Annotated in this window: 16 protein-coding genes and 2 pseudogenes; 12 read left to right on the top strand and 6 right to left on the bottom strand. The window is 60.6% G+C overall.

Annotated elements, in window-relative coordinates:
• Positions 1–11 precede the first annotated feature (11 nt).
• Together NKJ01_RS25565 and NKJ01_RS25570 are read left to right on the top strand one after the other, a co-directional pair.
• Complete coding sequence (locus NKJ01_RS25565; RefSeq protein ID WP_352732084.1) at positions 12–653, top strand: hypothetical protein; 642 nt, start codon at positions 12–14, stop codon at positions 651–653.
• 140 nt (positions 654–793) lie between these two features.
• Positions 794–1,675 carry a restriction endonuclease gene (locus NKJ01_RS25570; protein WP_352732087.1) on the top strand — a complete coding sequence of 294 codons (882 nt, stop codon included), beginning with the start codon at positions 794–796 and terminating at the stop codon, positions 1,673–1,675.
• Positions 1,676–2,076: 401 nt separating this feature from the next.
• Here the strand turns inward: NKJ01_RS25570 and NKJ01_RS25575 are convergent.
• The 6 genes and pseudogenes from NKJ01_RS25575 to hemP form a co-directional block, all read right to left on the bottom strand.
• Positions 2,077–2,184, bottom strand: a pseudogene (locus tag NKJ01_RS25575) (ABC transporter permease); the annotation flags it as partial.
• A 265-nt stretch (positions 2,185–2,449) separates the two neighbouring features.
• Positions 2,450–3,070: a nitrogen fixation protein NifQ gene (locus tag NKJ01_RS25580; protein ID WP_352732151.1), complete on the bottom strand. Its 621-nt coding sequence runs from the start codon at positions 3,068–3,070 to the stop codon at positions 2,450–2,452.
• Positions 3,071–3,402: 332 nt separating this feature from the next.
• Positions 3,403–3,603 (bottom strand): ferredoxin, encoded by a 201-nt coding sequence (locus tag NKJ01_RS25585; RefSeq protein WP_023760380.1) that lies wholly within the window; start codon positions 3,601–3,603, stop codon positions 3,403–3,405.
• A 39-nt stretch (positions 3,604–3,642) separates the two neighbouring features.
• A complete protein-coding gene (locus NKJ01_RS25590; RefSeq protein WP_352732091.1) occupies positions 3,643–4,860 on the bottom strand; it encodes a cytochrome P450 in 1,218 nt (405 codons plus the stop codon).
• Positions 4,861–5,720: 860 nt separating this feature from the next.
• Complete coding sequence (locus NKJ01_RS25600) at positions 5,721–6,788, bottom strand: hemin-degrading factor (protein WP_352732093.1); 1,068 nt, start codon at positions 6,786–6,788, stop codon at positions 5,721–5,723.
• A gap of 27 nt (positions 6,789–6,815) precedes the next feature.
• Complete coding sequence (gene hemP, locus NKJ01_RS25605; RefSeq protein WP_352581805.1) at positions 6,816–7,058, bottom strand: hemin uptake protein HemP; 243 nt, start codon at positions 7,056–7,058, stop codon at positions 6,816–6,818.
• A gap of 449 nt (positions 7,059–7,507) precedes the next feature.
• On the opposite strand from hemP, the gene NKJ01_RS25610 reads away from it, so the two are divergent.
• The 10 genes and pseudogenes from NKJ01_RS25610 to nifB all read left to right on the top strand — a co-directional run bounded on the left by NKJ01_RS25610 (position 7,508) and on the right by nifB (position 18,502).
• Positions 7,508–7,828 carry a HesB/IscA family protein gene (locus tag NKJ01_RS25610; RefSeq protein ID WP_352581806.1) on the top strand — a complete coding sequence of 107 codons (321 nt, stop codon included), beginning with the start codon at positions 7,508–7,510 and terminating at the stop codon, positions 7,826–7,828.
• Positions 7,829–8,270: 442 nt separating this feature from the next.
• Entirely contained in the window at positions 8,271–9,437 is a 1,167-nt protein-coding gene (gene nifS, locus NKJ01_RS25615; protein ID WP_352732096.1) for a cysteine desulfurase NifS, read from the top strand.
• A 25-nt stretch (positions 9,438–9,462) separates the two neighbouring features.
• A complete protein-coding gene (nifV, locus tag NKJ01_RS25620; RefSeq protein WP_352732099.1) occupies positions 9,463–10,671 on the top strand; it encodes a homocitrate synthase in 1,209 nt (402 codons plus the stop codon).
• On the top strand, positions 10,668–11,048 hold the full coding sequence (gene nifW / locus NKJ01_RS25625) for a nitrogenase stabilizing/protective protein NifW (RefSeq protein ID WP_352732101.1): 381 nt from the start codon (positions 10,668–10,670) through the stop codon (positions 11,046–11,048). Before nifV ends, nifW begins: the two co-directional genes overlap by 4 nt.
• A 188-nt stretch (positions 11,049–11,236) precedes the next feature.
• The gene (locus NKJ01_RS25630; RefSeq protein ID WP_352688699.1) at positions 11,237–12,088 is read left to right on the top strand and encodes an electron transfer flavoprotein subunit beta/FixA family protein; all 852 of its coding nucleotides are present in this window, start codon (positions 11,237–11,239) and stop codon (positions 12,086–12,088) included.
• Between the two features lie 17 nt (positions 12,089–12,105).
• On the top strand, positions 12,106–13,215 hold the full coding sequence (locus tag NKJ01_RS25635; RefSeq protein ID WP_352732103.1) for an electron transfer flavoprotein subunit alpha/FixB family protein: 1,110 nt from the start codon (positions 12,106–12,108) through the stop codon (positions 13,213–13,215).
• Between the two features lie 9 nt (positions 13,216–13,224).
• Positions 13,225–14,532 (top strand): FAD-binding protein, encoded by a 1,308-nt coding sequence (locus NKJ01_RS25640; protein ID WP_023766901.1) that lies wholly within the window; start codon positions 13,225–13,227, stop codon positions 14,530–14,532.
• An 11-nt stretch (positions 14,533–14,543) separates the two neighbouring features.
• On the top strand, positions 14,544–14,843 hold the full coding sequence (locus NKJ01_RS25645; RefSeq protein WP_023678245.1) for a ferredoxin family protein: 300 nt from the start codon (positions 14,544–14,546) through the stop codon (positions 14,841–14,843).
• A 179-nt stretch (positions 14,844–15,022) separates the two neighbouring features.
• Positions 15,023–16,784 (top strand): annotated as a pseudogene (gene nifA, locus NKJ01_RS25650) (nif-specific transcriptional activator NifA).
• A gap of 239 nt (positions 16,785–17,023) precedes the next feature.
• Positions 17,024–18,502 (top strand): nitrogenase cofactor biosynthesis protein NifB, encoded by a 1,479-nt coding sequence (nifB, locus tag NKJ01_RS25655; protein ID WP_352732105.1) that lies wholly within the window; start codon positions 17,024–17,026, stop codon positions 18,500–18,502.
• Position 18,503 lies beyond the last annotated feature (1 nt).

An 18,503-nucleotide genomic window follows, 5' to 3' on the forward strand; every position in this document is an offset into this window, starting at 1 on the left:
GCCTTGCATTCATGAGCCAACTGCTGAGCGCGATCTTCAAGCCCGATAGCCGGGCGGAAGCTGAACGAGCGAAGTTTCTGTCGCGAATCTTCGGCATATTCTCCGAGAAGATTGTCTCGCTTTGGTGTGATGACGAGCGATCGCCTTATCAAGACATCGGCCGCCCTACGATAAAAACTAGCACGACCGATCGGGGTTACACGCTGGACTTCACCCTGCGAGAACGGAAGACCGGTGCGCTGTACGTTGCCGAAATGAAGTGCGAGATCGAATACCAAAGTTTCCGATACTTCATTCTGACGAACACTGAGCAGCTCAAGCATCACAGAAAGTCGGCTTTCGACGTTTTCCTGCGGTCAGCTCGACCATCGGAAGACTTGCAGGTATGGGTTCGCAAACAGAAGATGCCGATCGCTGGCGCAATTCTGATCTGGGGCGCGGTGTCGCCTTCAGGCCGCATGAGCGCAATTCAGGAATTTGGATTGAGAGACGCTTTGTCGCTCGACGAGATGTGTCGCGACCTTATCTCCTGGAAGTGCCAGCGGTATGAGGCCCTGCTCAGCGAGCGCCGAGCTTGGAGCAATCAACTTTTCGATGGGCTGCTGAGCTCCACTTCGATCAGCGAAGCTGAGCAGGGCCGACCGTCGATCTGACCTACTCGCTGCGGTAGAATTCGTTCTGGAGGCCATATTCGGAAGGGCCATGCGAAATGGCTCCCAAAAGTTGGGTTGCATCGCTGCCTTGTACATTCGCGAGCAATTACAAGAGCGGCAACAGGAGCGCAGGCGAATCGATGGCCGGCGAAATCAAGGCGGTGGATCTGAAGCTAGTCGGCGATCTGTTCGGCGACGGCTACGTGATGGATTTCACTAACCGCACCTACCAAGAATTCTTCCGGGACGAGGTGGGCGTCGACATCTACGACGACGCCTATCTCATCGACAACGCTAGCAGCAAGGGCAAGCGCTTACGCGCATTCATGCAGAAGGCTCAGAAGGGCGCTATAGTGAAGGCGCTAAATGGCCTTTGGGAATATCGGATGGCTTATCTTGCGGGAAACGAAGATAGCGTGCCCCGGAGCCGCGAGAGACTGAGCACACTAATCGAGCGACTGGGCGGCAGGCCTCTCCCCGGCACGACCACCCAGACCCCGGAGCCGAGTGCGCCGCTACGCTGCGGACCGGCCGAATCTACACAAGCCGATCTTGAGAACGAGTTCATGGGCCTGCATGGGATGGACGATGCAGCACAGGCGCGTGGCTACGCCTTTGAGAGGTTTCTGAAGCGCTGGTTCGATGCATGGGGGCTAGAACCGCGGAAAGCCTTCAAGCTCAAAGGCGAGCAGATCGACGGCAGCTTTCTGCACGGCAACACCGTCTATTTTCTCGAAGCGAAATGGCGCAATGCCCAAACCGGCGCTGCTGAACTCCGGTCGTTCCAAGAGTTGATCGGGCAACACTTCGAAGGCGCGCGTGGCCTCTTCGTTTCATATTCGGGATTCACCTCGGACGGCCTGCAAGCTTTCGTCGCCAGGCGCATCGTCATGATGGATGGCATGGACGTCGTCGAGGCGTTGCGTCGCCGGATTTCGCTCGAAAAGATCGTGGCCAAAAAGCTTCGCATCGCTATCGAAGAGCGGCGGCCGAACGTATCCGTGCGCGAGCTGTTCCCATGACGGATGCTCATCGACACGATCGTCGCGCCGTCCCTGCCGGCTTCGCAAATCGGACCGGAACGGGACGAGTCAGTCGCAGACTGCTGGGAGCAGGACGAAATGCCGGGTAGCCACGCAATGCGAACGTGGTCAGCGACCCATCGCTTGTTGGGACCGACTCGCCACCTGACCTGTTCACTTGAGTGTCCGCTCGAGGGATCCCCAAAAGCCAACTGAATGGCCGATAGAAGGCGCATAGCTGCCAATACGACACGTAGAGTTAAACGCCCTTCGTGCTGACGTGAACGACCTGCGAGGTCGCGAGCGTTAGAAATTCGAAGCCTCCTCCACGCAATTCGGGTTGAGGCGTGATCCAGAAAGTTCGAAAAGCTTCCAGGAACCCCAGCGCGCGCCGCCGGAACCTGGCCGAGAATGATGGCGGAGCCGGCAGCAACGAAATTGATGGCAACGCCGGAGACAATCTGGCCGCCCCAATGGGTGATCGAGGCGAAACTGTGCACCAGTGCGAACAATGACGGCGGTGAACCGCGGCCGCCCAGGCGCCGCAACCGCCAGGCAGGCGAGCAGCAACGGCCCGGAGAACACCAGTTGCTCGGCGGCGACGGTGCGGGTCGCATCCTGCACCGCCATCATGACGGCGGCCGCCGAAGCGAGCATGGCGAGTAATCGGACAGCATGCACAGCATTCAATCCCCGAAGGGGGCAGTCGACATTCGACAAGAGACATATGGCGCGGCGCGAGCGCTGGCGCTGTACAATTGACGAAAGCGGCTCTCAATCCGAGGCGACGCCGTTCTTGATCCGTGTGAGGCGGCTTTCGCCTTCCTCCGGGCCGAAGCAGCTTTCGAAATCATCGCATTCCCGGCAACTGGGCGCGCTGCACAGCGAAAAACCTTCGGCCTCGCAGAGCTTGCGGTAAAAGTATTTCTTCCATTTCATGTTTTGGGTGTTGCCGGCCGCCAGCGTCGGAAAATGCGAGGCGAGCAGGCGGCCGAGGTCGGTTCGATTAACAAGGCCAAGGTCCTGCCAGAGGTGGTCATTGCGCATGGCACGCCGGGCGATGATCCTGGCGAAGCGGGCGCTCGTCGGGTCGCCAGGTCGGGCATGCGCCAGCAGCAGTCCATGCAGAAGTTCTTCCTCCGGATCCGGCTCGGGCTCGCTTACCTCTTTCAAGGCAAACGCGTTGATAGGAATAGCAGGGAAACAGCGGGCCAGGACATCGCGCAGCTCGGCGAGCGAGAGTCCGGTTGCCTCCGTCGCCGTCGCCTCGCCGGCCTCGATCTCCTCGAGCGCACGTGAAAGCACACAAGCAAGCACATGCTGGTCGAACCTCCTCTCCAGCTCGATCTGCGGCCATTGGCCGGTGCTGAGCCGGGCACAATGTTGAGCAAATATGGTGCGTTCTCCTGGTTTGTCCCTATCAATTCATGCAGAGACCCGGCCTGCCGCAACATGGGTCGGGCAGTTCTTCGGGTGTACGCAGTCGCGGATCGCCTCGCGGTCGAGTAGTTCGGCAATTCTCGTCTGGTCCACTCGGCTCTGTCGCAAATTCTGTGATTGGAAGGAGGCTTTTCGCGAACCGCGGGGCCCTGCCGTTTGCGCCTCACGGGGAACACAGGCGCCGGAAATGCCCCTGCAGAGTTGGACGTGAACCGTGCGGGACAGAGGTCGCGTGCTGAGTGCGGCCACATGGTTCAAGCCCGCCAGACTCTCGGTTGAATGAGTCCTCAAAGCGCGCAGCGGGTGAGTTCCAGCGCACGTTCAGGACAGGATCGCACGGCTCGTGATGCAGGCAGTTCCTCCCCTTCCGCAACTTCAATGTCACCAAGCAGGATGTAACCGTCATCATCGAGTTTGAAGATGTCAGGCGCTTGCGCCGCGCATCGCGCGTGGCCCTGGCATTTGGCCTTTTGGACGATGATGCGCATGGCAGTGCCTCCATTGTTTGTGCCCGGCTCGGGGCGGGCCTAAGACCAGTCCAGGATCAAATTTTCGATCCCGAACACATGGCCGCCAGAAGTTATCGGCGCCGTACCCTGCTTGATCCTGAAAGCCGGGATGCGCGCCAGCCACTCCTCCAGGCCAATGACAATCTCCCGCCGGGCAAGGTGTGAGCCAAGGCAACGGTGGGGACCATAGCCAAACGCTGCGTGGCGGTTGTCCTCCCGCTCCAAATCAATCGTGTTGGGGCATGCGAATTCCGCCGGGTCACGATTGGCAATCATAGTGGCGCAGGAAACATAGTCCCCCTTCCGGATCGGCGCGCCTTCGAAGTCGATATCTTTCGTGGCCACGCGGATCAACTGAATGGGCGGATAGGCCCGCAGCAATTCTTCGGTTGCGAGCGGGATGCGGTCCGGTTCGCTCCGCAGCAATTGCTGATCTTTGAGGTTGCGTGCGAGGTAGGCCAAGTCAAAGCCTATAGCTGCTGCGACCGTATCGAGCCCAGCGACGAAGACAAGCACGCCGATGCCGCGGACTTGGGTGTCCGTCAGCCGGCGGCCCTCGACCTGTGCCTGCACGATAAAGGTCATGAAATCGTCAACCGCCTCCTGGCGGCGCATGGCTGCAAGTTCGTCGATGAATGCCACGATCGTCCGGGCAGCCACAGGTCGTTCCTTATCGTCGCCGTGGAGCAGATCTTTCCCCCAGCCGACGAATGTATCGAGTCGGTCATCAGGCAACCCCAGAAAGCGAAGAAAGGTGCTCACCGCGAAAGGAAATGCAAAATCCTTCATCACGTCGCAGCTTGTGCCCGACGCGGCGATCCTTTCGATCAGCTCGACCGCCCGTTCGCGGACAGCCGGTTCCAAAGCCAACACCCGCTTTGGCGAAAGCAGCGGACTGAGCAGTGAGCGAAAGACGCTATGGGCCGGTGGATCGAGCTCAAGCGGGATCGTCGGCCAGTTTTCACCCAGTATGGAGGAGAAGATGCTGCGATGGCTGGAAAAAGTCTCTGCGTCCTGCAGCACCCTCCGCTGGTCCGCGGCACGGGTGATGACCCAGGTACCCCGGCCATCTTGCGTGTTGTAGCGGGAGTAAAAGATCGGAGGCCCGTCATGTACGCAAGCGACAGCTGCGTGTGGATCCCCGTTGGGTGTTGGTGGCATCCCTGGCGATGTAAACAGGCTGAAGTCCCTCACCATTTCGGGTGGGACATGATCTGGAACGGGGTTGGTCGCCATATTGTTTTCTCTACATTGGCGTTCATGGCTCGATTGAGATTGCACGGCTGTTCATAAAGTCGATTTCCAGCATGGGCACGTCTCTTGTCGGGCGCCTTCTAGATTCTGTCGCCTGATACAGCCCACCTGCACCAGCGCGGATGAGATCGGTTGCGAAGTCGATCAGAAGGGGCATCTCCGCCGCTCTGCGGTCATGAAGCAAAGCCGCCGCTTATCCCCGATAGGGTTGAGAGGTGGTCAATCACCGCTGAGCTCCGTGACGCACTGCTGACGCCCCGCTGACCAAATTGTCGAAGCAAGTCGCGTGCCGGATAGGCGTACCGATGGCGCTGCACCAAGCGATGCCAGCCTGCACTGGGCCCGCCGCTGGGATCACCTGTCCATCATTCTTAGGACAACGTCCGACAACCGACATCCGTGATCGGTTTTGTCGAGTCCGCGACATCAAGCTGTTCGGCCTGGCTGCTGCTGCACAGCGTTCCGGTCGACAAGCGAGGAGATCGCTCGTACGGCCCGGATTGAGCAACGACGCGATCCAGCGCAAGGATCGGCTGCGGTCCGACAAGACCCGACGGCGCTTGCGCGCGATGATCGGAATATCAACAAGGTCGAGCCGCGCTTCGGTTCGGCGTTGATGGCGTATGCGTTTTATCGCTCGCAGGCGCTGCAAGGATTTTCGGTCAGACGGCGATGCACTCGTGCGCAGCAGTCCGGCCGGCGACGACCTTGACTGTATCGATGCGGTCCGTTCCGGCGTGCATCACCTGACCGCGCGTATGCGCTACGACCTCGCGAGCCGCTGTCGGAACGTGGTGCCGAGTCCTATGGCGGCCGGTTCAATCCGAGGGCCTGTCGGCACTCTATACATCCCTGTCGCTCGGACCGGGAATGCGTGGCAGACTCTCGGCCAGAAACCGCCAGTCGCTGCGCTCGCGTTCGCCTTCCTTGCGCGTGCCGAAGAACTGGATGATCATCTTGCCGTCGGCGCCATAGGCTTCAATGGACGTGACGTGACCGTCCCTCGTCGGCTTGCGCACGGCCCAGACCTCGCGGATGTGATGGGTCCTCAGATGCAGATGGAAGGTCTCGTCGAGCACATTGATCCGCGGCCCGATCTGCTTGACCGACTTGATCGGGCCGGAATGGATCTGGATGCAACCACGATTGCCGACAAAGCACATGATAGGCATCTCGTCTTCGGCCGCCTGTTGGAACAGGGCGCCAACGGCATCATTGTTGAGCAGCCAAGCGTAATCTTCGTCGGCCATACGCATTGCCTGGCAGCGGCTGAGCTTCAGTGTCTTCAACATATGGTAGAACTGATGCACGTCGCTCAGCCGGCTCCAGTGCTCGCGTAGGTCGTCGGCCGTGGCGGCTTGGTCTGGAATCGCTGCGTTATCGCGCGCACCGCCCGCTTCGACCGATATGATCGGCTCCTGGTCGGAGGATACGAGCTCTGCCGTCAGATCCTGATAGGCGTGCAGGTTCGAGGCGGGCCTGAGATGTACTTTGTGCATCGCCTCGCCAGCGGCATCAAAGAATTGCAGGCTGCGGCGGATCTCGGCTCCCTCGCGCTTCTCGACGGCGAAGCCATACGCCCACGCTTTCGGGAAGATGCGCAGGTCGATCTCGTCGCCGAGCACCATGGCATGCTGGTTGCCGGTGACCACTTTGTCGTAGACGCCGATCTTTTGGTGCACGGCACTTTCGTTGCGGGTGAGCGCCATCACCTCGCCGACCGCTTCGAGGCCGGTCAGCAGATCATCGACGCGCGGCTCGATGCGCACCGCGCCGTGACCACAATGCGCCGCGACCAATTCGGCTTCCGAAATGCCCAATCGAGCTGCGAGATCATGCTCCCGGATTTTCGGATTGTCTTTGCTCGCCCGCCGAATTTCGTCGGGCGACGGTTTCTCGCGCTGGTCCATGTCTTACCCCTGCTTCCACCGAGAGGATCATCTGCCCTGCCCGGGAATCTTCAGCCGATAAGGCGCGCCGAAATGCTCGATCCTGATCTGCTGCTGGCCCGTGAACAAAGTGTCGCTGGACAGCATGCGCGCGTCGTCGCACCCGCGCGAAGACCGGGGGGTGCTGCCGGAGCGGTGAGACCCGAGTGACACCAGCAGGCACATGCCGATGGAAATCGAGCCGGTCGGCGGCCACTGGGCGCTGGTGAGCGATTGTGGGTGTCGTCGCACTCGGCCAATCCGGCATTCGGATGCCACGGGCTCCGCTGCTTTGCCAAACAAAGCGCATCTGACCCAGTCCTGACATGTTGCTCCCTTGCTTCGCCCCATCGATCGCGAGGGCACCCACGGCATGATTGTGGATCGGCAGTCCGTTGCCGCCTCGCTAAATGGAGGTTCAAAAACCGTGCCAATTGCGCCGAAGCAAGCTCAGAAGAAGTCTTCTGTACGATGGTCATTGGTTTGATGTGAATTCAGCCCAGAACTCAGGGCCTCACACCCCGTGGGGCGGACCCGACAAACCCGACAACGTGTCCGTTGGCCGACACCTTCGCAGCAATGCACTCTCAAGAAGCACGGCAGTGTGAGAGATGCCGCGCTGTGTTGAAACGTTTCTTCGCTTTGGCACGGTGCATGCGACGTGATGCGCAAGCAGGTCCCGGACTGAGGAGAATGGAGCCATGATTACGCTCACCGACAACGCTGTTGCCGCCTTCAAGACTGCTCTTTCCCGCGCCAGCGAGCCGGCGGAAGGCTTTCGCATTATGGTCGAGGCCGGCGGCTGCGCCGGCTTCAAATACTTAATGGGCCTGGAGAGCGTGTCGCGCGAGGGCGACGCGATCACTGACACAAATGGGATCAAGCTGTTCGTGGACGCGGGCTCCCAACCACATGTCGCCGGCATGACCGTTGACTTCCTCACCGGGCTCGAATCTTCCGGCTTTGTCTTCGATAACCCCAATGCGCGCGAGAAGTGCGGTTGCGGCAAGTCCTTCAGTTAAACGCCCGAAGCGCCTATGCGGCCGTCGGACTCATTTTGCGGCAGAGGAGACTTATATGGCCGGCACGACAGATGTCCCCGTCCTAAAGAACAAGGTAAGGTCAAAGCCGATTTCGGGACAGCCATTCGCTTCCCTAGGATGCAAAGAACGTTGCCTCCCGAAACAGCTCGGGTCCTGGTGTCACCCGAGCTGCTTGCGGACAAATCGCGCTGCTGTGCCAAATTCGGCTCATCGATAACGTTGTCGCGTTCGGGCGTCCTTACCTGCGGGCTGACGGCGGCCACTGCGAACATGTCCATCTCGACGGAGATCCGGTCTGCGTCAAACACTCCGGGCGTCTGCGCGGGCTGCCAGTTCAGGCCCATTATCATCAACGGCATGCGCCAGAGGCTCAACGAGTCGGTCCGCGCCGCGTCATTCTGGTCAACTGAGGATCGCACCTATGAAGCCTGTCTACCTCGACAACAACGCAACCACACGGGTCGATCCTGCGGTCCTGCAAGCGATGTTGCCGTTCTTTAGGGATCAATTCGCCAACCCTTCGTCGGCGCACGCTCTTGGCGCCTCAATCAGTGCGGCGGTGAGAAAGGCGCGGAGGCAGTTGCAAGCGCTGATCGGCGCGGAGTTCGACGATGAGATCACCTTCACCTCGGGTGGGACAGAAAGCGACAATGCAGCGCTTCTTTCAGCGCTCGAGGCGGCGCCCAACCGAACCGAGATCGTTACGTCCGCGGTCGAGCATCCCGCCGTGCTGACGCTTTGCGCGCATCTTGAGAAGACCCGCCGCGTCAAGGTGCACAGGATCCCGGTGGATTGCCGTGGCCGGCTCGACCTCGACGCCTATATGGCCGCCCTCACCCCACAGGTGGCAATCGTTTCCATAATGTGGGCGAACAACGAGACTGGTGTGATCTTCCCCGTGGCCAGGCTTGCCGAGTTGGCCAAGGAAGTGGGCGCCCTATTCCATACCGATGCTGTGCAGGCGGTCGGCAAGCTTCCGATGGACCTGAAGTCGACCTCAATCGACATGCTGTCGCTCTCCGGCCACAAGCTGCACGGGCCGAAAGGGATCGGTGCGCTTTTCGTAAAACGTGGCGTGAACTTCCATTCGCTGATCAAGGGGGGCCACCAAGAACACAACCGGCGTGCCGGCACCGAGAATACGCCCGGCATAGCCGGGCTCGGGACGGCGGCCGAACTCGCCTTGAAATTCATGGACGACGAGACCACTCGGGTGAAGTCGCTCCGCGATCGCCTGGAGGGCGGGATCCTCCAGTGCATCCCAAGCACCTGTGTCACTGGTGATCCCCTGCAACGGTTGCCCAATACCGCAAACATCTCCTTCGAACATGTCGACAGTGATGGAATTCCACTTCTCCTCAGCCGCATTGGCATCGCGTGTTCCTCTGGCTCGGCCTGCACCTCCGGCTCTCTGGAACCAAGCCATGTCCTAAGCGCGATGAAAACGCCGCACGCGGCAGTCCGCTTCTCCTTGGCGCGGGACAACAGCGAAGAGGATATCGACCGGGTGCTCGAGGTCATGCCGGCAATCGTGGGGAAGCTGCGCAGCTTTTTCGGTTCTGGGCCGGGTAATCCGGTCTATGCGTGAGCGGCAGAAGAACAGGCTACCGGTCATGACCCGTCATGTCTCTCTCAACGATACGACCTTGCGCGATGGCGAGCAGGCGCCGGGCGTCGCCTTTACCACGACGGAAAAGCTGGAGATCGCCGAGTCTCTTGCGGCGGCCGGCGTCACAGAGATCGAGATCGGCACGCCGGTCATGGGCGCCGACGAGATCGAAACAATTCGCGCCGTGGTCGCGCGGCGTCTCCCGGTTCGGCTCATGGCCTGGTGCCGGATGACGTCGCTGGATCTCGATGCAGCGATCGAGAGCGGCGTCCACGCCGTCAATCTATCGCTGCCAGGGTCGGACATCCAACTTGCCGCCAAGCTCGGCCTCGACAAGGCGGGGGCGCTCCAGGTCATCGATCATATGGTCAGGCGCGCCGCCGCCGCCGGCTTCTTTGTCGCGGTGGGCTGCGAGGATGCCTCGCGGGCCAATCGGGATCATCTCGCCCGCGTCATCGAGACGGCTGCACGCGCCGGCGCAAGCCGCGTCAGGCTAGCCGACACGGTCGGTGTTCTCGACCCGTTTTCGGCCTTTGAACTTGTCGCCCAGCTCGTGGCGCAGTCTCCAATCGACCTTGAATTTCATGCGCACAACGATCTCGGACTTGCTGGCGCCAACACGCTAGCCGCGATCCGCGCAGGCGCGCGCCATGCCTCCGTCACCGTCCTGGGGCTCGGCGAGCGTGCGGGCAATGCCGCGCTGGAAGAGGTGGCCGCCGCGATGGCGGTCTTCGGCGGCGCAGATACCGGCATCGAGCTGACCGCATTGCCCGGCCTCGCCGCCGAGGTGGCCTGGGCCGCCCGCCGGCAGACCGCGGCCACTAAGCCGGTCGTCGGCGCCGATGTTTTCACCCACGAATCCGGCATTCACGTCGCAGGGCTGCTGAAGGACTCGCGTACTTATCAGGGGCTTGATCCGGCTCTCGTGGGCCGCTGCCGGCGGATCGTCATCGGCAAGCATTCCGGCGCCACTGCGATTGCCCATGTGCTGAGCGAAAGCGGTCGCGATCTCGACCCGGATCTGGCAGCCGCGATGGTGGCCCGCGTCCGGCGCGAGGCGGCCGAGACCAAATCGACGCTCACTGCAACTCAACTGGTCGAGCTCTACGATAAAATGTGCAGCGAGGCGTCCCTCTTCGAGCTGTGCGGGTCCAGGTCAGCCGTGCGCGCGCGCGCAAAGGCCACAGTTTTGCGACCAGGGAGAATGCAATGAATTGTTCCGCTGACAGCCGCCCCATCGATGTCACAGACATCCTCGCACGACTGAAGCGCCTGTCGGCCGCGGAGGAGTTCTTCTCAGTCCTTGGCGTCTCCTATGACCCCAAGGTGCTGAATGTCTCGCGGCTCCATATAATGAAGCGCGTGGGCCAATACCTTGCCGAAGAAGATTTCTCCGGTCTGCCCGACCAGGTGATTGCCGCGAGGGTGCGCGCGACGCTCGAACGCGCTTACGAGGACTTTGCGATTTCCTCGCCGCTCACGCATCGGGTCTTCAAGGTGCTCAAAGACCACGATCCGAACAAACCTGCCGCGCCGGGTCACACCTTTGTCCCGTTCGACTCGGTAGTGAAGCGGTTCGGACGGGAATGAGCGGCGACAAGGGTTGCGACGCGACAATGTCGAGCAGCCGACAAATCCGGTCATCACCACAGCGCCGTCAGAAGCAAACAGCCGAAGTTGTAGGAAAGGGGGCAGCGCAAGAGACTTGGCACGAATTATGCGGATCAAGGAGATAACCGCAATGCCCGCACCCGGACAGGAGCCTAGAGAAACCGCCAATGCACATCGTAATCTGCATCAAGCAGGTGCCGGACTCGGCACAGATAAGGGTCCATCCGGTGACGAACACAATCATGCGCCAGGGTGTTCCGACCATCATCAACCCTTACGACCTGTTCGCCCTCGAAGAAGCGCTCAGACTGCGCGATGCCTATGGCGGCGAAGTCACTGTGCTCACCATGGGTCCGCCCATGGCAGAGGACGCGCTGCGCAAGGCACTCGGCTACGGCGCCGACCGAGCGGTGCTCTTGACCGACCGCTATTTTGCCGGCTCCGACACGCTGGCGACCTCGTTCGCCCTTTCCCAGGCAATCGCGAAGGTCGGCGAGACGTTCGGCACGCCAGACCTCGTCTTCACCGGCAAGCAGACGATCGATGGCGACACCGCCCAGGTCGGGCCCGGCATCGCCAAGCGCCTCGGACTCCTGCAACTGACCTATGTTGCGAAGATCCCCTCTATTGACCTTGCTGCAGGCGAGATCAAGGTCGAGCGCCGCTCCGAAGGCGGCACACAGATGCTGAAGAGCAGGCTGCCTTGTCTCATCACCATGCTGGAAGGCACAAACGAGATCCGCCGGGGCTCGATCCACGACGCCTTGTGCGCCGCGCGTAGCCAGGTCTTGAAATGGAGTGCGGCCGACGCCGGCATTGAGGATCTCACCAAATGCGGCCTGCGCGGCTCACCGACCGTCGTCAAGCGTGTTTTCGCCCCCCCTGCGCGGTCTGAAAAGGCGGCACTAATCGACACCGCCGAGAAGGCCTTGCGCGATGTCGCTGACGAACTCATCACCGCAATCTTCACCCGCCAGCCGGCGCTGGAACATGAGCTCGCCTTCAACGGCGGCGCGTGACGGCAAGGAGTAAAACGATGTCGACCCCGAACCGAGAAACCCCTCGCCCTGCCGCCGGCCGCGCCGGCATAAAGAAGGAGCTGCCCGCCCATTTCAAGGACTACCGGCACGTCTGGGTCTTCATCGAGCTCGAACGCGGCCAGGTCCATCCCGTATCATTCGAACTGCTCGGCGAAGGCCGCAAATTAGCAGACAAGCTTGAGGTCCAGCTTGCAGGCGTCGTGCTCGGACCGCCGGGAGAGGCCATCGGGAACGCCGTTGCCGAAGCATTCGCTTATGGTGCTGACCTTGTCTACATCGCCGAGGCGCCCCTGCTCGCCGACTATCGGAACGAGCCTTTCACCAAGGCGATGACGGATCTGGTCGATACCCACAAACCCGAAATCCTTCTTCTCGGTGCCACCACACTCGGCAGGGATCTTGCCGGCTCCGTGGCGACGACCTTGCAGACAGGGCTCACGGCCGACTGCACCGAACTCGATGTGGATACCGACAGTTCGCTCGCCGCCACGCGTCCGACTTTCGGCGGTTCCTTGTTGTGCACGATCTATACGCTCAATTTCCGCCCTCAGATGGCGACAGTGCGGCCAAGGGTCATGCCCATGCCGCAGCGGACGGATAAACCGGTCGGGCGTGTCATCCGGCACAAGCTCTCGCTTGCCGAGGACGAGATCGCTACCAAAGTCCTCGGCTTCCTGCCGGACAATCAGTCGGCAAAGGCAAACCTTGCCTATGCCGACGTCGTGGTTGCGGGAGGCCTTGGTCTTGGCGCGGCGGAGAACCTGCAGCTTGTGAAGAACCTCGCGCGAGCAATCGGCGCCGAGCACGGCTGTTCGCGCCCGTTGGTCCAGAAGAGCTGGATGCCAGCTGATCGGCAGATCGGCCAAACTGGCAAGACCATCCGGCCGAAGCTTTACATAGCGGCCGGGATTTCCGGCGCCGTCCAGCATCGGGTTGGCGTCGAGGGGGCGGATCTCATCGTGGCCATCAACACCGACCCGAACGCGCCGATTTTCGATTTCGCTCACCTCGGAATCGTCACCGACGCGATCCGCTTCCTGCCCGCACTGACGGAAGCCTTCACCCGGCGGCTGTCGCCCCACAGTCGCGATAAGCTTGCGAGCTAAGGGACGGACATGATCGAGGAAAACTTCGACGCCATTGTTGTTGGGGCAGGCATGTCCGGAAACGCAGCTGCTTACACCATGGCCAGCCATGGCCTAAAGGTGCTGCAGTTGGAGCGCGGTGAATATCCGGGCTCCAAGAATGTCCAAGGTGCCATCATGTACGCGAACATGCTGGAGAAGATCATCCCGGATTTCAGGGACGATGCGCCTCTCGAGCGGCATTTGGTTGAACAGCGGCTTTGGGTGATGGACGACACATCCCATACCGGGATTCACTATCGGTCGGACGACTTCAATGAGGCCAAGCCCAACCGATACACAATCATCCGTGCCCAGTTCGACAAATGGTTTTCGCGTAAGGTGCGCGAGGCCGGCGCGACGGTTCTGTGCGAGACGACCGTGACGGAGCTCATCCGTGACGCCAAGGACAGGGTGATTGGCGTGCGCACAGACCGGGCCGGCGGAGCCATCTACGCGGACGTGGTCGTTCTCGCAGAAGGTGTCTGCGGACTGCTTGGCACGCGAGCCGGCCTGCGGCAGATGCCGAAGCCACAAACCGTGGCGCTCGCCGTTAAGGAAATGCATTTCCTGCCCGAAGAGGTCATTGAGCAGCGGTTCGGCGTCAAGGGCGATGAAGGCTGCGTGATCGAGGCGGTGGGCACGACCTCCCGCAGCATGGCCGGGCTCGGCTTCCTCTACACCAACAAGGAGTCGATCTCACTGGGCATTGGCTGCCTCGTCTCCGATTTCGCCGCGATGGTCGAGAGCCCCTACGTTCTCCTCGACGCCTTAAAGAGCCATCCTTCGATCCGGCCGCTGATCGCCGGCTCGGAAGTGAAAGAATATTCCGCACACCTCATTCCCGAAGGCGGCTACAAGGCTATTCCGCAGCTGTTTGGCGATGGTTGGGTCGTGGTCGGCGATGCCGCGCAACTGAACAACGCCATTCACCGCGAGGGTTCGAACCTCGCCATGACCTCCGGCCGCATCGCGGCTGAGGCAATCATCGAGGTCAACAGCCGCAACGCTCCTATGACCAAACGAAATCTCGCTCTTTACAAAGCCATGCTGGACAAGTCCTTCGTGGTCAAGGACCTAAAGAAATACAAAGATATGCCGGCCTTGCTCCACACCAATTCCTGCAATTACTTCACAACTTATCCGCGGTTGATGTCGCAAGCCGCGCAGAACTTCATGCGTGTCGACGGCACGCCGAAGATCGAGAAGGAAAAGGCGACCACGGCGGCCTTCATCAAGGCGCGCTCGCGTTGGGGGCTGCTCAGCGACGCGGTCCGCCTTGCATTGGCGTGGCGCTGAAGGGAGACGAAATGACGATCGCAGTGACAAAGTCACGTGTCGAGGACAAGCTTTACCAGAACCGCTACTTGGTGGATTCCGGCCGTCCGCATATCAAAGTGCGACCGCACGAGAGGCCAAGCGCGAACTTGCTCGCGCTTACCCACGTCTGCCCGGCGAAATGTTATGAGTTGAACGACAAAGGTCAAGTGGAGATCACTGCCGACGGCTGCATGGAGTGCGGCACCTGCCGGATTTTGTGTGAGACCAGTGGCGAGATCGAGTGGAACTATCCACGCGGCGGTTTCGGAGTCCTCTTCAAATTCGGATGACCGACGCACGCACGTATTAAGAGGGTTGATCTTGATACAGTTTAGGTCTCGCCCAACGCCAAGTCTATTTTCTTTGCTTCGATCGTCGCTTTGACGAAGAGAAGCTCGTGAATACTGTGCTTTCAGAATTCAGATAAAAAAGGAGGAGCACTCTGGACGACAACCCCTGAGGTGTTTCCATGACCCACGGACCGCAAGATCGGGTCGACGAGGTTGGACCTCGGGAGACCCGCCCTGAACCGCCCATCAAAAGCATGTCCCAATCAGATATCGCGCTCAGAGGACTCTACGAGATATCGAAGGTGCTGACCGCCCCCAGCGAGCTGGAGATTACGCTCGCCAATGTCGTGAACGTCCTGCCTTCATTTCTGCAGATGGGTCACGGAGCAATCGTCGTCCTGGACGCTGAAGGAGAGCTGGAGATTGCCGCGACTGCCGGCAATACCCACGTACGTCAATCAGGCACTCGCCGCGTCATACCACAGGCCGTGACAGATAAAATCGTCGCTACGGGGACGCCGCTCTTCATACCGGACGTGCGCAAGTCCCAACTATTTCAGGCTGACCTTCAAACGTCTTCGAGCATCGGAACCATCCCAATTGCCTTTATCGGAATCCCGCTAAAGGCTGATCATGATATCCTTGGGACATTGTCGATCGACCGCGCCGGAGACGGCGCCACCGACTTTCGCGACGACGAGGACATTTATTTCCTGACGATGGTCGCCAACCTTGTCGGCCGGACCATCCGCCTCCATCGCGCCCTGAGTACAGATCGTCAGCGGTGTGGCAATGAGCAATCGGGACCGGAGAAATCGCCCAACGAGGGGAGGACCTACGACCCTGCCCGGCATGCGGATGCCAAAATCGACGGGATCATCGGGGAAAGCCCCGCACTCAAGCAGGTGCTCGAAACCGTCTCGGTCGTAGCAGGGACCAATTCCACCGTGCTTCTGCGGGGTGAAAGCGGCACTGGCAAGGAATTCTTTGCGCAGGCCATCCATAAGCTCTCACGCCAGAGGAAGAAGTCTTTCGTCAAATTGAACTGCGCCGCACTGTCTGAAAGCGTTCTGGAGTCAGAACTGTTTGGGCATGAAAAGGGCGCTTTCACGGGTGCTATCTCCCAGCGCGCCGGTCGTTTTGAATTGGCAAATGAGGGAACGCTGCTACTTAATGAAATCGGCGAGATTTCGCCGGCCTTTCAAGCCAAGCTGTTGCGTGTCTTGCAGGAAGGCGAGTTGGAGCGAGTCGGCGGCACCAAAACGCTACAGGTCGACGTGCGCTCATATGCGCCACCAACAATGACCTCGAGACGGCCGTCATAAAGGGGAGTTCAGGGCCGACCTTTATTACCGCATCAATGTCGTGCCAATTATCCTGCCGCCGCTCAGAGAGCGACCCGGCGATATTCCACGCCTTGCGAACGCCTTCCTCAACCGGTTCAACAAGGAGAACGATCGCGCACTAGCCTTCGCGGCGCCGGCGCTTGACCTGATCTCGCAATGTTACTTCCCTGGTAACGTCCGCGAGCTGGAGAACTGCGTCCAAAGGACGGCCACACTTGCGCGCTCAAGGACGATCACTCCATCCGATTTCGCCTGTAAGAAGGGCCAGTGCCTTTCCTGGCTCCTCTGGAAGCGAGCCGACCGCTCGAATGGCGGCAATGCCATCGACGATCTCGCACGGGTCAACGCAGTGCCGGTCGGATTGCGGCTGCCGGCCAGTTGCATCGGTGCCTCCGCAGGCAAGATATCTCCCCTTACGGCCGGCGATCCGAACGATCCCGCTTGTCCCCCGCGTCTGGCGGAACGCGACCGGGTGATCGACGCGATGGACAAGGCCGGTTGGGTTCAGGCCAGGGCGGCTCGTATCCTCGGCCTCACGCCGCGGCAAGTCGGCTACGCCCTGCGCCGGCATGGTATCGTGGTGAAGAAATTCTAGACGTCGTGATGACGTCAACCGTAAGCAGCCCGGAGTGGTCTCGCTCACACTCTGCGCGCCCGAGGCTGCTAGCCTCGCGACCCTATTTGCTTGTCCACTGTCGTAAGCCCGACAAAGGTTTGTCGGAGCAATCCGAAGGAATCTGACACGACAAGCCTATTCGTGAACCGAAACAGCTCTTTGAGCTGGCATAGCTCTTGCGCTTTGGACTGCGACATCACGCAGCAACGGAGCCGTTCATGTCCGCACCGGCAATTTCGCTTGAGAGCCTCAGCACGACATTCGGTGACCAGTTGCTTGGCACCATGAAAGCTGGTGGCTGCGCCTCTTCGTCCTGCGGCTCGTCGACAAAGCCCGACGACACGGATCCGGCTGTCTGGGAGAAGATCAAGGATCACCCCTGCTTTTCAGAAGAGGCGCATCACTATTTCGCGCGCATGCACGTCGCGGTCGCGCCGGGCTGCAACATCCAGTGCAACTACTGCAATCGCAAATATGACTGCGCCAACGAAAGCCGGCCTGGGGTGGCCTCTGAAAAGCTGACGCCCGACCAGGCGCTACGCAAGGTGATAGCGGTCGCCAGCGAGGTGCCGCAGCTTTCCGTGCTCGGCATCGCCGGACCGGGCGACGCCTGCTACGACTGGAAGAAGACGAAGGCGACCTTCGCCAGGGTCGCCAGGGAAATCCCAGACATCAAGTTTTGCATCTCCACGAATGGGCTCGCGCTACCGGACCATGTCGATGAGCTTGCCGACATGAATGTCGATCACGTGACGATCACCATCAACATGGTCGACCCTGAGGTCGGTGCAAAGATCTATCCTTGGATCTTTTACGACCATCGCCGCTACGTCGGCATCGAAGCCGCCCGGATGCTGCACGAGCGGCAGATCTTGGGCCTGGAGATGCTGACCGCGCGCGGCATACTCACCAAAATCAATTCGGTGATGATTCCTGGCGTGAACGATGAGCATCTGATCGAGGTGAATAGATGCGTCAAGGAGCGAGGCGCGTTCCTGCACAACCTCATGCCGCTGATTTCGGACCCGGCGCACGGCACGCACTACGGACTGAGTGGGCAGCGCGGCCCAAACGCAAAGGAGCTGAAGGCTCTTCAGGATCGTCTCGAAGGCGGCGCCCAGTTGATGCGCCACTGCCGGCAGTGCCGGGCAGATGCCGTCGGCATGCTTGGCGAGGATCGTGGCCAGGAATTCACGGCCGACCGGATTCCCGGCGAGGTCACCTACGATGCCAGCAAGCGTAACGCCTATCGGGAGCTGGTCGCGCAGGAGCGCCGTGATCACGTGGCGGCCAGAAGTGAAGCGATCGGATTGGTCAAGGCAGCGAGGCCCGGCAAATCCGTCCTCTTCGCGGTGGCGACCAAGGGCGGCGGCCGCGTCAACGAACATTTCGGCCATGCGAAGGAATTCCAGGTTTACGAAGCCTCGCCGAGAGGCATCAGCTTTGTCGGGCATCGCAAGGTCGAGCAGTATTGTCTCGGCGGCTGGAGCGCAGAGGCCACCCTCGATGGCGTCATCGCAGCGCTGGAAGGCATAGATGTCGTGCTGTGCGCCAAGATTGGAAATTGCCCGCAGGATCAGCTCGCGGAGGCTGGAATCAGAGCCACCGATGCTTATGCCCATGACTATATCGAGACCGCAATCAGTGCGATTTGCGCCGCCGCATCTGGAACTCCCGCACTCGCGGCGACGGCCTGAG

The organism is Mesorhizobium sp. M0276, assembly GCF_040321755.1.
In the GTDB taxonomy this organism is placed as follows: Bacteria; Pseudomonadota; Alphaproteobacteria; order Rhizobiales; family Rhizobiaceae; genus Mesorhizobium.